Annotated in this window: 18 protein-coding genes; 3 read left to right on the top strand and 15 right to left on the bottom strand. The window is 34.8% G+C overall.

The annotated features are described in order from the left end of the window. The first annotated feature begins 10 nt into the window (after nucleotides 1-10). Nucleotides 11-805 (top strand): phosphate ABC transporter ATP-binding protein PstB, encoded by a 795-nt coding sequence (gene pstB, locus LKACC16343_RS04525; RefSeq protein ID WP_056954469.1) that lies wholly within the window; start codon nucleotides 11-13, stop codon nucleotides 803-805. Nucleotides 806-834: 29 nt separating this feature from the next. Here the strand turns inward: pstB and LKACC16343_RS04520 are convergent, their stop codons facing one another. From LKACC16343_RS04520 to LKACC16343_RS04505, 4 genes are all read right to left on the bottom strand, one after another. After that, nucleotides 835-1,149 (bottom strand): hypothetical protein, encoded by a 315-nt coding sequence (locus LKACC16343_RS04520; RefSeq protein ID WP_056954468.1) that lies wholly within the window; start codon nucleotides 1,147-1,149, stop codon nucleotides 835-837. A gap of 61 nt (nucleotides 1,150-1,210) precedes the next feature. After that, nucleotides 1,211-1,414, bottom strand: coding sequence for a hypothetical protein (locus tag LKACC16343_RS04515; protein WP_056954467.1), 204 nt, complete (start codon nucleotides 1,412-1,414; stop codon nucleotides 1,211-1,213). Next, a complete protein-coding gene (gene spxB, locus LKACC16343_RS04510) occupies nucleotides 1,414-3,174 on the bottom strand; it encodes a pyruvate oxidase (RefSeq protein ID WP_056954466.1) in 1,761 nt (586 codons plus the stop codon). Before spxB ends, LKACC16343_RS04515 begins: the two co-directional genes overlap by 1 nt. Nucleotides 3,175-3,358: 184 nt before the next feature. Continuing rightward, on the bottom strand, nucleotides 3,359-3,607 hold the full coding sequence (locus LKACC16343_RS04505) for a hypothetical protein (RefSeq protein WP_056954465.1): 249 nt from the start codon (nucleotides 3,605-3,607) through the stop codon (nucleotides 3,359-3,361). Between the two features lie 188 nt (nucleotides 3,608-3,795). Here LKACC16343_RS04505 and LKACC16343_RS04500 point away from each other — a divergent pair, with 188 nt between their 5' ends. Next, a complete protein-coding gene (locus LKACC16343_RS04500; protein WP_056954463.1) occupies nucleotides 3,796-4,452 on the top strand; it encodes a phosphatase PAP2 family protein in 657 nt (218 codons plus the stop codon). A gap of 40 nt (nucleotides 4,453-4,492) precedes the next feature. Here the strand turns inward: LKACC16343_RS04500 and phnW are convergent, their stop codons facing one another. The 6 genes from phnW to LKACC16343_RS04470 are packed head-to-tail and all read right to left on the bottom strand — an operon-like array spanning nucleotide 4,493 to nucleotide 9,840. Further along, on the bottom strand, nucleotides 4,493-5,584 hold the full coding sequence (phnW, locus tag LKACC16343_RS04495; RefSeq protein WP_056954462.1) for a 2-aminoethylphosphonate--pyruvate transaminase: 1,092 nt from the start codon (nucleotides 5,582-5,584) through the stop codon (nucleotides 4,493-4,495). Further along, nucleotides 5,578-6,372: a phosphonoacetaldehyde hydrolase gene (gene phnX / locus LKACC16343_RS04490; RefSeq protein WP_056954461.1), complete on the bottom strand. Its 795-nt coding sequence runs from the start codon at nucleotides 6,370-6,372 to the stop codon at nucleotides 5,578-5,580. The genes phnW and phnX overlap by 7 nt, the downstream gene beginning before the upstream one ends. An 18-nt stretch (nucleotides 6,373-6,390) precedes the next feature. Continuing rightward, nucleotides 6,391-7,242 carry a PhnE/PtxC family ABC transporter permease gene (locus tag LKACC16343_RS04485; RefSeq protein WP_056954460.1) on the bottom strand — a complete coding sequence of 284 codons (852 nt, stop codon included), beginning with the start codon at nucleotides 7,240-7,242 and terminating at the stop codon, nucleotides 6,391-6,393. Further along, nucleotides 7,239-8,030: a PhnE/PtxC family ABC transporter permease gene (locus tag LKACC16343_RS04480; protein WP_056954458.1), complete on the bottom strand. Its 792-nt coding sequence runs from the start codon at nucleotides 8,028-8,030 to the stop codon at nucleotides 7,239-7,241. Before LKACC16343_RS04480 ends, LKACC16343_RS04485 begins: the two co-directional genes overlap by 4 nt. After that, on the bottom strand, nucleotides 8,030-8,785 hold the full coding sequence (phnC, locus tag LKACC16343_RS04475; protein ID WP_056954457.1) for a phosphonate ABC transporter ATP-binding protein: 756 nt from the start codon (nucleotides 8,783-8,785) through the stop codon (nucleotides 8,030-8,032). The genes LKACC16343_RS04480 and phnC overlap by 1 nt, the downstream gene beginning before the upstream one ends. A gap of 11 nt (nucleotides 8,786-8,796) precedes the next feature. Continuing rightward, nucleotides 8,797-9,840, bottom strand: a complete 1,044-nt coding sequence (locus LKACC16343_RS04470) for a phosphate/phosphite/phosphonate ABC transporter substrate-binding protein (protein WP_056954456.1) — start codon at nucleotides 9,838-9,840, stop codon at nucleotides 8,797-8,799. Nucleotides 9,841-10,034: 194 nt separating this feature from the next. Here LKACC16343_RS04470 and LKACC16343_RS04465 point away from each other — a divergent pair, with 194 nt between their 5' ends. Beyond that, entirely contained in the window at nucleotides 10,035-10,904 is an 870-nt protein-coding gene (locus LKACC16343_RS04465) for an aldo/keto reductase (protein ID WP_056954455.1), read from the top strand. A 40-nt stretch (nucleotides 10,905-10,944) separates the two neighbouring features. On the opposite strand, the gene LKACC16343_RS04460 is transcribed toward LKACC16343_RS04465, so the two are convergent. The 5 genes from LKACC16343_RS04460 to LKACC16343_RS04440 form a co-directional block, all read right to left on the bottom strand. After that, nucleotides 10,945-11,721 carry a hypothetical protein gene (locus LKACC16343_RS04460; RefSeq protein WP_056954454.1) on the bottom strand — a complete coding sequence of 259 codons (777 nt, stop codon included), beginning with the start codon at nucleotides 11,719-11,721 and terminating at the stop codon, nucleotides 10,945-10,947. After that, on the bottom strand, nucleotides 11,718-12,428 hold the full coding sequence (locus LKACC16343_RS04455; protein ID WP_056954452.1) for an ATP-binding cassette domain-containing protein: 711 nt from the start codon (nucleotides 12,426-12,428) through the stop codon (nucleotides 11,718-11,720). Before LKACC16343_RS04455 ends, LKACC16343_RS04460 begins: the two co-directional genes overlap by 4 nt. Further along, nucleotides 12,421-12,795 (bottom strand): GntR family transcriptional regulator, encoded by a 375-nt coding sequence (locus tag LKACC16343_RS04450; protein ID WP_056954451.1) that lies wholly within the window; start codon nucleotides 12,793-12,795, stop codon nucleotides 12,421-12,423. The genes LKACC16343_RS04455 and LKACC16343_RS04450 overlap by 8 nt, the downstream gene beginning before the upstream one ends. 121 nt (nucleotides 12,796-12,916) lie before the next feature. Next, entirely contained in the window at nucleotides 12,917-14,083 is a 1,167-nt protein-coding gene (locus LKACC16343_RS04445) for a cation:proton antiporter (protein ID WP_056954450.1), read from the bottom strand. 254 nt (nucleotides 14,084-14,337) lie between these two features. Further along, nucleotides 14,338-15,723 carry a flavocytochrome c gene (locus tag LKACC16343_RS04440; protein ID WP_056954449.1) on the bottom strand — a complete coding sequence of 462 codons (1,386 nt, stop codon included), beginning with the start codon at nucleotides 15,721-15,723 and terminating at the stop codon, nucleotides 14,338-14,340. Nucleotide 15,724: the final 1 nt, after the last annotated feature.

Below are 15,724 nucleotides of genomic sequence, written 5' to 3'. Positions count from 1 at the left end.
GGTACCAAAAATGAATGAATATAATTTGAATGAATCTTATATAACAGATATTAAGGAAAAATTGGCTCTATCCACACAAGATGTCCAAGTCTATTATGGTAAGAACCAAGCAATCTTTGATGCAAATTTAAATTTTCCCAGATATAAAATCACTGCTTTGATTGGAGCCTCTGGTTCAGGTAAGTCAACTTTTCTACGTTGTTTGAATCGAATGAACGATAAAGTTGCTACAGTCGATGGCGAAATTTCTTATCGTGGAGTTAACATCAACTCACCAGCAACTAATGTTTACGAAGTACGTAAACACATTGGTATGGTTTTTCAGAGACCCAATCCTTTTGCTAAATCGATTCGTGAAAACATCACTTTTGCCTTGAAGAATGCTGGAATAAAGAAAAAAAGTGAACTGGAAGAACGTCTGGAACAAAGTTTAAAAGGGGCGGCGCTTTGGGATGAAGTCAAAGATGACCTTGATAAAAGTGCCCTCGCCCTTTCAGGTGGTCAACAACAACGTCTTTGCATTGCCAGATCAATTGCTATGCACCCTGACATCTTACTTTTAGATGAACCAGCTAGTGCCCTAGATCCTATTTCAACTTCTAAAATTGAAGAAACTTTAAAAAATTTAAGTAAAGATTATTCTATTATTATCGTTACTCATAACCTTCAACAAGCTTCACGTATTAGTGACTACACAGCTTTTTTACATTTAGGTCATGTGATTGAATACAACTCAACCGTTAATATTTTTACCAATCCTAAAATGCAAGCAACTGAAGATTATGTTTCTGGTAATTTTGGATAAAAAAAAACGATCATTTAATGGTCGTTTTTTTATTTCTTCAAAATTAATCGATATTTCTCAGCTTGCTCAGTCTTTTTAATAACATATTGCGTAGAAATCAAATGTTGTAAATCTTCACGTTCTTTCTTATCCTGACTCATGAACATGCGATGTATCTTATGATTAAATCCCGTAACTAAGGCCATCCAACCATTAGTTGCTGCTATTGACCAATCGGAACCACTTCCAAATACCTGTGCCTGATGTACTTGATCACAGAATTCAAAAGCTAATCCTGTAACTTCAAATCCATCTTCTTTAGATTGAACTAATTTTTTTAAATCCCCTAAATTATCAACTGACATACGATTTCCTCATTTTTATAAAAATAAAAAGACGAGATAATTTTTTATCCCGTCTTTTATTTTACTTGTTTATCAAATAATTATATAGACCGTACATCGTAGAATCTTTCAATGATAATTCTTGATTATCTTCAGTCACACGGACAATTTTGACGTAATCTTCAAAATCAGGTACTTCCAATTGTTGAATGGCTACAAACTGATCGCCATTTTTATATTCTTTTGTTTTTTCTATACCACCGTCTAAATAAGTTATCTTTAACATTAATCATTGTCTCCTTGGGCTCTTAGAATTTCTCCGAGTGAAGGTTGTTCTTTAACATCAATATGATACTTCTTCGCATAAGCATCAACTGCATCTTGACCATACAACTTAGGATCCAAAGGCATAAAGGCCGTTGCCACTGGGTCATCTTGTTTGATTACTGCATTAACGACGATTGGTTTCTTGTTTCCAGAAGCTTGTAGTTCTTTGATCTTATCGAATGTTTCATTAACATCTTTAATTGATTTAACGGTAAAACCGATGCCACCAAGTCCTTCGGCTACTTTAGCCCAGTCAGCACCTGTCAAATCAACTCCATATAAGTGTTGTTTTGATGCAACTTGTTCATAGTAGATAAAACCTAATCTTTCATTTGAAAGAATAACATTAACAACTGGTAATCCATATCTAGCTTCAGTAATCAAATCAGGTGCTACCATTGAAAATCCACCATCACCTGATAGAGTCCAAGCTTGTCCTTCAGGAACACTCAAGGCACCAGCTAATCCAGCTGGTAGTCCAAAGCCCATTGTTGCAAATAAACCTGACAAGGCAAAACGTTGGTTGTGATTCATTGGCAATCCACGGACACCAAATTCGGTTACATTACCAGTATCAACACCATAAGTATCATTAGGACCGGCCATTTCGGCAATTTTACTTGTAACTGTTTCAGGATTCAATCCATCACTATCATCCTTGGCGAGCTTGTCTAACCACTTGTCCCAGTTAGCTTTATTTTCTTGATTAGCTTTCAACCAAACACCAGCTGGCAAAGTTTCTTTGGTATCGATCAAAGCTTGCAAATAACTCTTCGCATCAGCTATAACTGCATAATCAACATCAACTGTTTTACCAATATCGTAGGGGTTATTATTAACATCGATAATCTTGACATTTTCTGGCCAGAATCTAGCAAATGGGAATTCTGAGCCAATAAACAAAATCAAATCAGTATGTTGTAAAGCTTCAAACCCTGACTTGCTTCCTAATCTACCAAAAGTTCCGATAAAGTTAGGATGATCGGTACTGATAACACCAGATGCTGGAACTGTATTCATGACTGGAATATTGAATTGTTCAGAGAACTTAGTCAAAACGTCTCTTGCTCCTAGCAAACCACGTCCAGCATAAACTAATGGATGCTTGGCCTCTTTCAACATTTTCAAAGTATTTTGAACATCTTCTGGGTTGATCGTTTGAGAATAAGTATTCTTTACAATCTTTGGTGTCTTGGCAGGTGTGTAATCAATCTCTTTAGTTGTTAAATCTTCTGGCAAGATAACAACTGCCACACCGTTTTGACGATATGCTTCACGAATAGCCTGGTTAATTACATAAGGAATTTGTTCTGCCGTTGTGACGGTACGGTTATAAACTGCAACATCACTAAACATTGGTCCTTCATCCATTTCTTGGAAGTAATTAGTATTCATATTTTCCTGTGGTACTTGACCTACTAAAGCCAAAACAGGAACGTGATCCATCTTAGCATCATACAATCCATTGAATAGATGTGTAGCACCAGGACCAGCAGAACCAAAAGCAACACCAATCTTACCCGTAAATTTAGCATCAGCTGAGGCAGCAATTGCTCCCACCTCTTCATGACGTACTTGAATATACTTAACTTTATCTTTTTCTAAATAAAGACCCTCAACGGTATGATTGATTGAACCACCAGGTACACCATAAATGTGGTCAACACCCCAATCCTCAAGAACTTTTACTAAAGCTTGTCCAGCTATCATTTTTGTCATATTAACACTTTCCTTTCGAAAACCTCAATTAACATTTATGCATAACTATATAAGTTGCCTGCAATCGTTATCATCGAATACTTTAGTAAAAAAATCAAATAATTAATCTCGATATATTTTCAATTCGTATACAAAACTTCAACCAACAAAAAAAGCAAGGCAAGCGCCCTGCTTTGTAATTTCATTAATTGCTGAAAAACTGTGATATAACTAGGAAAACTATTCCACCAACAATTACCCCAATACCGATAATGAGATAATTCCACAATCCTAATACCCCTAAAAGAATTAGGATAATCCCAATTATTGGATGATGTAACAATGCAATTCCTGTCTTGATAAATAACCAAATAATTACAAGAATTGCTACCCCAATAGCAATTAATATCGGTGCCGAGCTACTAGTTGTGCTGGCTGCCATTAATGTGAGCATTTTAAGCCTCCTTTTGTAGATTAGATTATATCATTAATGACTTTAGCTAGTATATTATTTTGTGTAATTAAATATCTTTTAAAAAAATATGTAATTTACTGTAAATCTCATGAAAATAATATTACAATCAAAGCTTAAAGCAATTACGGATGTGTACATTTATCTTTTTGATCCAAAGGAGTTTTATTTTGATATTTAAACCAAATAATCACAGAAAGTGGCTTTCCTTAATCTATGTAGTTATCTTCTTTTTACTAGAGATTATGATTGTTAGCAATAATTCTTTCATTTTAGGGTTTGACCACTCTATTCAAAATATTTTAGGAAGCATGGTATCACCTACTAACACTAAATTATTTTCTACAATTACATTTTTAGGCAGCCCTATAATGGATGTTATTTATCTATTATTAATCATGTTTATTCTCTTCAAAAGAGGTAAAAAAGATTCTAGTTTATGGATTGGTTTCATTCTAATTAGTGGAAATGTTATTGCCTTTCTTGTAAAGATGACCGTCAGACGTCAACGACCACTAGGAAAAATCATTCCCGCCTCAGGGTATAGTTTCCCCAGTGGACATGTCTTTGGAACTACTCTAGTTATTCTGGCATTAATTTTTCTAGTTTTACCAACTATAAAAAAAGTATCTACTAGAAAAACTATTACAGGATTATTAATAATCTGGCTCATCATCGTTGCCATTTCAAGAGTATACCTCAGGGGACATTTTCCCAGTGACGTTATCGGAAGTGCCTTGCTTGCTGGTACTTGGTGGGAGTGTTGCGAATTATTATACTTAAGATACTACGATTCAATCGCTCATCTAATTGATCATAAAGACTAAAAAATACTCAATCGACTGTTAGGGTCGATTGAGTATTTTTTTATCTATTAACGATTTCCTTTACAGCTGACAATAGTTTTGTAATGTCCTCATCGTAAACTTCTCCAATATTACCAATTCTAAACGTTGGTACTTGAGAAATTTTTCCAGGATAAATAACAAAGCCATCTTCTTTTAATTCTTGATAAAACTCATGAAAATCAAAATCATCACTTGGATAAATAAATGACGTAATAATTGGTGACTGGAATTCTTCATCAATTAAAACTTTAAAACCAAGTTCTTCCATACCAGAAGCCAGATGCTTTTGATTATTTACATAACGTTGATGGCGGGCTATTACTCCACCCTCTTCATTTAGTTCTTTTAGAGCTTCTGCAAAAGCATGAACAACGTGAGTTGGTGAAGTAAATCTCCACTTACCATTATTACGTTCCATTTCAGCATATTGACCATATAGATCAAGCGACAATGTTCTGGCAATTCCCTTGGCGGCTTCTAAAGTGCTTCTTCTAGCAATAACAAATGAAAATCCAGGTACACCTTGAATACACTTGTTAGAACTACTAATCAAGAAATCAATTTTATTAGCTTTCACATCGATTGGAACTCCACCAAAACTACTCATTGCATCAACAATTGTAATTATTCCACGATCACTGACCTTAGAAATAATTTCTTCAATTGGATTTAGAATTCCTGTTGTTGTTTCACAATGAATCATTGCAAAGTGAGTTACATCTGGATTCTCATCCAAAACCTTCATAACTTGTTCTAGAGTAATAGGTTTTCTCTCGTCAACAACCAAATCAACATGCTTGATTCCATAAACATCAGCCATTTCACTGATACGTTTACCATAAGCACCGTTGATAGCGATTAGTAATTTATCATTGTCAGAAATAATCGAACTAATTACTGATTCAACTCCATAAGTTCCACTACCTTGAATCGGTACGGCTGAATATTCTTCTTCACTAACTTGTGCTACTTCTAGTAGCGAATGGCGAAATGATTGTGTAATCTTTTTATAATCGTCATCCCAAGTACAGTAATCAAAATCCATTGCACCTTTTACTTTTTCACTAGTGGTTAATGGTCCGGGTGTTAGAAGCAAATATTTTTTTACCATTTTTTATCCATCGATTCATTTAAATATTCAATAATTTGAACCAAGTCATAAATACTATCAATTATAAAATCAGCATTAACAGATTCAAATTTACGTTTTACTTCATTACGTTTAGCAATTTGTTGCTCGTTATCCAATTCATCAAATTCAACCTGTGATAATCCCATTAAACTACTGCCTTCGACTATCCCAACTGTTTTGACACCAGCATTACGACCTTCTTCAATATCTACTAAAGTATCCCCTACTTTAATTACCTTTTTGGAATTATCAATATTGAATTTTCTCATAATCAATTGGATCATTGCCGGAGAAGGACGTCCTTGATTATTGACATCCTCTGACGTCACAACCAAATCAGGAGTATAGCCATATTCTGCAGCTTTGTATTCAACAATTTTCATCATTTCCGCAGTATAACCAGTAGTAGTTGCAACTTTAATGCCGTAATCCTTCAAATAATTGAAGGTCTTTAATACACCTGATTTCAATTCTGTATATTCTTTTAAATAATGAATCAATGATTGTTGAAAACCGGCATAAATTTTTTTACGGTCATCATTGTTGGGTAATGCTGAATATTTCTCTTGCCACTGCTGCTTAACATCATCGAGCTCAAGAATCTTGCCAATGTGGTCCCACTTAGCCATTCCCATATCTCGACGAATTTCTTCATCACTTAATTCTATTCCGGCATCCTTAAATGCCTTTTTGAATGCGATGACTGGTGCTAAACTCCCATAATCAACGGTTGTTCCCGCCCAGTCGAAAATAACTGCTTCAATCATAAAAATTCTCTCCCTAACTTAACGATCTAAATAGAAATGTCTTATTTTGACCGCAATAAACTCAAGCAAAAATGTTACTAAAATAATTAAGTAAACGATAAATCCTACTTCATGAAAATCAAAACTCATACCACTAGCAACAAACAATTGATATCCAATTCCTCCGGCACCAGCGGCAGCACCAACGGCAATTGCATTAGCAAAGTTAATTTCTAAACGAATAAACGTCCATGAAACGAACGAGGCCATGATGGTTGGCCAAATAGCTTGAAATACAATTACCCAAAATTTACTTCCTGTAACTTCCAGTGATTCGATAGTAGATTTATCAATTCCTTCAATACTTTCTGAATAAGCTTTAGTTAAGTAAGCCACACTGTGGAAGCTTAATCCTAATATAGCCGCAGTTGATCCTAATCCACACACAATGGAAAAGATCAAAGCCCAGATAATTGTTGGAATAGCTCTTACAACAGCCATGATGACTCTAATAATTGTTCCTAGATAAACATTAGTTAGATTTTTAGAAGCTAAGACGGCAAAGAAAAAACCGAATACAGCTCCAATAATGGTTGTCATAATTGAAATGAGTAAACTCATTCCTAAGCCTTGTAATAATTCTCCTAATCCATCACTACCAGTATTAGGTTGTAAAAACATTTGGTGGAGTGTTGATGTTAATTCCTTAACTGCCGCATTTAACTGCACATTAGCAGTATCCAAATGTGTCAGTGTAAAACCTGTGATCAATAATAATGAGACGAATACTAACAAAATCATTACTCGGGACAAACTGGTCTCATGTAGTTTAATGTTGGGTGAACTTGGTAACTGAGGTTTTTTAATAAACCTATCTTCGCTATCTATCATAAGATCACCTTTCTAATTTGATTTGAAATTAATTCCAATCCAATTACCACAATAATAATGGACAAGACAGTCATTCCAGCAGCATCAAATCTAAAGCTCTTGTAATATAAATCGAAAATAAATCCAATCCCTGTACCTGTCAAAATTCCAACTAACGTAGCATCACGAACATTATTTTCTATCATATAAAGAATCCAACTTAGAACACTTGGCAAAATCTGTGGCAAAACCGCTTGAAAAATAACTTGAAAGTAACTTGCTCCAGTAGCTTTCAAAGCTAGCATTGTCTCACTTGCCTCATCTTCAATAATCTCCATAAAAGCACGGATTAAAAATCCAATGGACATTAACAGCAAAGCTAAGAATCCAGTAAAATCACTTTGTTTAAATGAAAATAGTAAAATCATTGACCATGCAACTAATGGAATATTTCTAAAAAAAGAAGCTATTCCACGCACAATCAATTGAACAAAGCCATTTATACCAGTGACTTTAGAACCAATTAGAGCTACAAAGATGGATATAATAGCAGCCACTACTGTTGAAGAAATGGCCAACAACACCGTTTGCATCAATTTTTGCCAAATCTTAGGTAGATACTCTACTGACTTAGCTGTAGGCTGGAAGTTTACACCTAACCACCCAAAGGCTCTGGGAACTGCCACTAGTACGCTTAAATTATCAAAGTTTAGAATCCAACTACCTAATATATAGGTACCGCCAATAATTGCGATTATCGCGGTTTGATACCAACCTTTGCGTGTTAAATATTTTGCAGAAGATTGCATTATTCAAGCTCCTTTGTAATGTCTTGATCATAGAGCGTCCTCAAAATATCTTCTGATAACAAATCAGCGGCCTCGTCAAAGACTAATTGTCCTTTACGAATACCAATAATTTGGTCAGCATATTTTTTTGCCATATTTATTTGATGTAAATTGGCAACACAAATCAAATTGTATTCTTCAGTTAAATCTTTAAGTAATTGCATTACCGTTTGCGCAGATGCTGGATCAAGCGAGGCAATCGGTTCATCACACAAGATAACCTTAGGGTGTTGAATCAAAGAACGAGCAATTCCAACTCGTTGTTTTTGACCACCACTCAACTCAGAACATCTTTGTAATGCAAAATCTTCCAAACCAACTTTCTTTAATAAAGACATAGCCTCTTCTTTTTCGGCTTGAGTATAACGACCGAAAACACCAGCCAAAGTTGATTTATAGCCTAAACGACCATGTAAAACATTTTCAATAACGGTCAATCGTTCAACCAAATTGTAATTTTGAAAAACCATTCCAATCTGACGACGATATTTTCTTAATTGAGCTTTATTAGCTGAGCGAATATCACTACCATCAAGAAGAATCTCTCCATTGTCATCTTTGATCAATTGATTCAAACTTCTCAAAATTGTAGTTTTACCTGCACCAGATGGTCCAATAATAGCTACAAATGTCCCTGGTTTAACACTGAAAGATATGTTTGTTAGAGCTGGATGATCTTTTTGGTAACTTTTGTCTAAATTCTTAACTTCTAACATAGGCCGCCTCTTTATTTACCAACTAGTTCATGAGTAGGTTTGTACCATTCGTCATCAACTTTTAGAAGAACAGTTTTGTCTGTTTTCTTTTGCCATAGAGTTGGTGTTTTACCTTTTCCGTCAGAGAATAGGTCTTTATTATTTGTAATATCTTTTGATGTAAAGTGTTTTTCAATTGCATCCATATCATCTTTACTTAGAGCCTTTGAGTTTACAACAAAAGGTCCATTTTGAACTGGCAATACTGAAAGGTTAACTAATTCCTTACCCTTGAATTCTGCAAATGGTGCATCAGCATCACTTCTAACAGTGAATGTTGAACCAACTTTGTCATAACTACCTGATGTAACTTTCAAGAATGGTGTAAGATCTCCATCATCAAATGCAGCAACGTCAGCGTCACCTTTTAGCAAGTTAATAGCTGAACCTGGGTGAGTACTACCGTAAAGAACTTTATCAAAGAACTTGCCACCTTCTGATAATTGATCCTTATTCTTTAATTTAAAGTGCTTTTGAATTTCATCTGTTGGTACGGCAAAACCTGAAGTTGAACTTGTTGAAACAAATGATGCTTTCTTACCTTTAATGTTATCAATGCTGTACTTGCCGTCTTTCTTGTATTGGTCTGCTTTATCTTTTTGAACCATCAAATATGAACGGTAACTGGCACCCTTTGTTGTACCATCAGGACCTGATTGTAGAAGCAATGGAACAACTTTTTCATTCTTGGCATGTGCTTGGATATAACCATCGGCACCCATGAATGCTAGTTGAGCTTTACCTGAAGCAATGGCTTCAATGGCAATATTGTAATCTGTAGTCGTTTGAATATTGATTTTCTTACCAGTTGCTTTATGTAATTCTTCCTTCAATGCCTTTCTTGAAGCACTGAAGTTTTTGGCTGATTCGTTTGGATAGAAAACCATTGTGATTTCCTTACTACTGTTGCTACCAGCCTTTGGTGAAGCTGAACTCTTTGAAGAACAACCAGCTAAAACACCGGTTAATAATAAAAATACCCCTAGAAAAGCGGTTAATAATCGCCCTTTTTTCATAACTAACTCCCAACTTTCTATTTCATTTTGTCGAACAGTCTTAGATTAACAAAGCTATGTAAATTAACGATTAACTTTCTGTAAAATATATTTTTATAAGCTTTACATATTTTAAACAATTTATATACAAATGAAGAACTTCCGCCATTAGCAAGTCAGCGCTATAATGGATTTGAAAAATGGGAGGTAATTTTATGGCAACAAATATTCCTTATATTGAATTAGCAAACGGTGTTACAATTCCTCAAGTCGGTCTAGGTGTTTTCCAAATGAACGACGATGAAGTCCTTAATAGCGTTAAATGGGCTATTGAAAATGGCTACAGACACATTGATACCGCAAGTTTCTATGACAACGAAGAAGCAGTCGGCAAAGCAATTAAAGCAACCGGAATTGATCGTAAATATCTTTTTGTAACTACTAAGGTTTGGAACGATGTTCGTGGATACGATGAAACTATCGCACAATTCAATAAATCTTTGAAAAAATTAGATATGGATTACCTAGATTTATACTTAATTCACTGGCCAGCACCTGGTTTTGAAGAAAACTGGCGTGCCATGGAAGATCTATACAAGCAAGGTAAAATTAAAGCTATCGGTGTTTCCAATTTTAAGGCACATCACATTGAAGAATTGATGAAAACAGCCACGATTGCTCCAATGGTTGACCAAATTGAAACTCATCCTTATTTCCAAGAAAATGATCTTCACGAATACTTAAAGAAACATCACATTGCCCATGAATCATGGAGTCCACTTGGCGGTGGTGTCAACAAGGTTATCGACGATCCAGTTATTAAACAAATTGCCGAAAATCATCAAAAGTCACCAGCACAAGTAGTCTTACGTTGGCACATTCAACGTGGTGAAATTATCATCCCTAAATCAACTCACGAGAATCGTATTAAGGAAAACATCCAGTTATTCGACTATCATTTCAATTTAAGTCCTGAAGAAATGAAACAGATTGCTCAATTGGATAGTGACAAGCGTGTTGGAGCTGATCCCGACGATACTGAATTCCTAAAAGAATCAACAACTTACACAACTCAAAATCACTAATATGCAAAAAAAGACCATCCTTTCGGATGATCTTTTTTTCTTAACGAACTGTTTCAATCCAACGTTTCATCAAATAAATATTAATAACACTAAAGAGTGCTATCCAAATGCAAGCAATACCTGAACCAATCCACAGAGTTGAGTTCAACTGTCTAACGGTATCAATTTGGAAACCATTTTGATAAAAGGCTGTGAAAATATTAATCATAATATAATTAAAGGCCCATAACGATAAGCCAATAACAACTAAATAAACTAAGAACAAAACAAATTTTTGTCGACCAAATGGTAAAAAACCACTGACCAAATTAACAATAAAATGAATCAAAGTAATACCAGACCAAACCACGATAGTGGCTAAAGCCATAAATAGTAAAAGTTGAATTGCCGACATAATATCTTGAGAACTAATATTGCCATTTAACTGCTTATATTTAGAGTATTTAATTATTATAGCGATTAAATCTACTAAACCATTTATAACAGTTTCCACAATCCATAGATAAACCATTGCCAAAAATGTCGTTAAGATATTGCTTAAATATAATTTAGTATCAGAAATAGGAATCAAACGATAATTACTACTTGTCAGGACACGTTCATTAACACGTGCCAACATGACAACACTAACAAAATTAACGATCATTATGCTTGAAACAAATAGTACTGGAATAAATTCAAAACTACTATATCCCATTTTAAAAAGATTGATGAAAAAAATAACTACAATAGCTATTGCGTCAATTACTAAAATCCAATTCATCAATTTGAATTTATTCCACATTAGGTTTTTACTTACTCCAAAAAAATCACTCATCGGGCTAATCCCCCTTCATAAACCTTTTCGTAATATTCTTCGATTCCTAAATGATATTTCATTTGAATATTTTCTACAGAATCGACTTCGTAAACTGTCTGATCCTTGATGATCACAATATCATCCAACAAACTAGCGATTTCGGTCACATAGTGGTCGCTGATAATAATTGTTGAATCTTCAGTCTTCCAACGAATAATACTACTGATGATTTTCTTACGTGACATACTATCGATACCATTTAAGGGCTCATCCAAAAGATATAATTTAACTTCTCTCGATAAGGCCAAAGCTATTACTAATTTTCCACGGGTACCTGTTGATAATGATGCTAAACGCTTAGTTCCATCTAAATTCAAATATTCAGAGATTTCTTTATATTTTTCATCAGAAAAGTCATTATAAGCATTACGATAGAATCTAACGATATCATCAATCCTTGAACTTTTGGCAAAGCCGTCTAAATAATCACTCAAACTAACTTGAGATTTAATTTTAGATTTCTGTGTCATACCATTAACGGTAATATTCTTTTCACTACTAGCATTAACCCCCGCAATCAAACGCATCAAAGTGGTTTTACCAGATCCATTCTCACCTAACAACCCAATAATTTTTCCACTATCTAAGCTCAAATTAATATGATTTAAAATTGTCTTACTATTTTTTCGATAACTAAGATTATCAATTTCCAGAATTTTACTCATGGTCATCATCCCTCTGTTTAACATAGTTGATAAAACTATCAATTATTTCGTCATTACTCATTTTTAAAGCGTGTAATTTATCATATGTTTCATCTAATGTACTCTTCACAATACGATCCCTCAATTCCCCAATAATTGTCTCGTCGCTCGTTATGAAATTACCTTTACCACGTTGGGCCGCAATAATATGCTCTTCGGTCATTTCCTTTAAAGCTTTTTGAACGGTATTAGAGTTAGCCGTAAATTGAACTGCTAACTGGCGTACCGACGGCAATTGCGAACCCGGTTCATATTCATGTGCAATAATCTTATGATATAAAATTTCCTTGATCTGCAAATATATCGGAATGTTATCAATATATTCCATTACTTTTCCTCCGTACTGTCCTACTACACTAATACAGTACATCCTAAATAAATAAAAATCAACCATTTTATTTATTTGTATAAAAAAATAGGTATCAGTCGCAAATGACTGATACCCACAATTAATCTTGAGCCAATGATTTTTTTAAAGTTTGTTTTAATAATAATGGTGAAATCAAAGTTACTAAAATAATAACCAAGATAATGGCTGAATAATCAGTATTATTCAATAGACCGGCTTGGTGACCAATTTGTGCGGTAATTAAACCCATCTCACCACGAGCTATCATACCTGTTCCAATAACTGAACTACTTAAATTATCAAAGCCACTAAGTTTAGCACCTAACCCACAACCAATCCACTTAGTTAAAGCAGCTAAAATAACTAATACGATGACCAAAATCAAATTTCTCAAAAAATGATTTAAAGTCATATTTAACCCAACACTTACAAAGAAAACAGGTATAAATATTGAATTTCCTAAGGGCTCAACATGATCGGCCAGAACACTCTTATATGGCGTATTAGCCACGGCGATTCCGGCAAAGAAAGCACCAATAGCACCACTCAAACCAACTATATTAGCTAGCCAAGCCATACTCAAACAAATAATCATCGACATGATTGTAACGCTTGATGGCACAATTAGACGTTCACCTAAATGCATCAAATATGGTGCAATCCATTTTACCAGTAAAAAGGTTCCACAGAAAAAGGCCAACTGTTCCAAAAGAATAATCAAAATTCCCGGCTGATGTCCACCAGCGTGAATTCCTTGACTAGCCAACAAACTGATCATCAATGATAATAATAAAACACCGATAATATCATCCGCTACCGCAGCACCTAAAATAGTAGCCCCTTCACGAGTCGACAAAGCTTTATACTGCTTCAGTACTGCCACTGAAATAGAAACAGAAGTAGCCGAAAAGACAACCCCGATGAATAAAGCTTCTAAGAAAGTAAAGCCAAATAAATAAGTTACTCCACCCATAACTAGAACTGGCAAAATAACTCCAGAAATAGCTACGATAACAGCTGGACGTAAGTATTTTCGCAATAGTTTCAAATCACTTTCTAGTCCACCTAAAAACATCAGAATAACAACTCCGATGTCAGAAAAAGCACTAACTAATCCATCCAGTTTGATCCAGTCAAGTATTGCTGGTCCTAATACGATTCCCACCAGTAATTCACCAATAACGGCAGGTATACCAATACGATTGGCAAAATGGCCGGCTATTGTAGTTGTAATTAGAATTAGACATAACGGCCCTATAAAATTCATTTAATCCCCCATTTGTTAAATATTAAAAATAATTTTATTAAATTTGTTAACATCCATTCTACTACATCACCAAATCAAAAAAAATGTAACAAAAAATGTTTACTTAGATTTTGATTCTTCCTGAAATTAGATGAAAGCATATTTAACACATATTATTTCATCCTTAAACAGGAAAAGTGCACACATATTAACCGATATACTCTATACGGCTGATATGTGTGCACTTCTTTAGTTAAAAAAGTTATGACTATTCTCTATTTCAAATATTTAAAAACTTGTTGTCCTGCTTGACGTCCAAAGATTACAGTCTCTGCAATGGAATTGCCACCAATTCGGTTATTTCCATGTAATCCACCGACTACTTCTCCTGCTGCAAACAATCCCTTGATAACATGATTATCAGTATTCAAAACTTGGGTATTGTGATTAATCGCTACACCACCCATTGTGTAATGAACGGCAGGTGCAATATGGATTGCAAAGAATGGTCCTTGAGAAATGGTTCTTTCCATTCCTGTACTACGATTGAATTCACTATCTTTATTAGCTTCAACGGCTTTATTCCATTTTTCTACTGTTGCTTGCAAATTCTCCGGATTTAAATTCGTCTTCTCTGCCAATTCAGTTAAATCTTTTCCACTTTCTACTAAGCCGACATGATCATAAAACTCAATGGCTTTAACTCGTTGGCGAATGCTTGTATCCAAGATCAAATAGGCTCCAGTTCCACCTAAATCATCAATTGCTTGGGTAACATTCTTACGTGTATCCAATTCGTTAACAAAACGTTGTCCTTGATTGTTAACCAAAATTGCTCCCTCACCACGGACAGCTTCACCGATTAAAAAGGCATGTGGTGTATCTTGTTGAACCGTTGGATGTACTTGAACTTGGTCCATATCAACCAATTTTGCTCCAACATTTTGAGCCAATTTGATTCCGTCACCAGTAGCACCAGGTTGATTAGTTGTCTTTAAACTAGTCAAATCTTTACGATACTTAGCTAAAAGATCCTTTCCCGCGCCGAATCCACCAGTAGCTAAAACAACAGCTTTTGCATGAATTTCAACTTCTTGATTTGCCAATGCTTTCACACCAACAATCTGATCATCTTTCATCAGTAGTTGATCAACTTTAATATTATCGAACAAAGGAATTTGATATTTATCCACTAACTTCAACAATTCTGTTACTAAGTAACCACCAATTGGTGCCAATGAACTAGGACGGTGTGTACGCATCGTTTTCATTCCACCAGTAATTGTTAAATCATCCAGTTCAATTCCGTGCTGTGCCAACCAATCAATCGCTAGAGCCCCATGCTCAGTGAAAAATTTTAACAGTTCAGGATTATTTTGTTTTCCTCCACCGACAAAAGTTTCATCGTAGAAATCTTGAAAACTATCCACAATTTTATGATTCAACTGGACAAATGTTTCAGCGGCATTCATCCCTGAAGAAGCACGAGTCGTGTTACCACCAAGCTTATCCATCTTTTCTAAGATAACCGGAGAAAGTCCCAATTCATAAGCTTGGATAGCACTTGTCAGACCAGCACCACCAGAGCCAATAATTATTACATCATAATTGTCCTTTAATTGGTCGATTTTAGTAGGTGTAAAAATAAATTTTTCTGCCATG

Origin of the sequence: Companilactobacillus bobalius, from assembly GCF_002179915.1 — a bacterium.
GTDB lineage: Bacteria > Bacillota > Bacilli > Lactobacillales > Lactobacillaceae > Companilactobacillus > Companilactobacillus bobalius.
The sequence above is the reverse complement of the archived record's forward strand: the minus strand, read 5'-3'. Positions and strand labels throughout refer to the sequence as shown.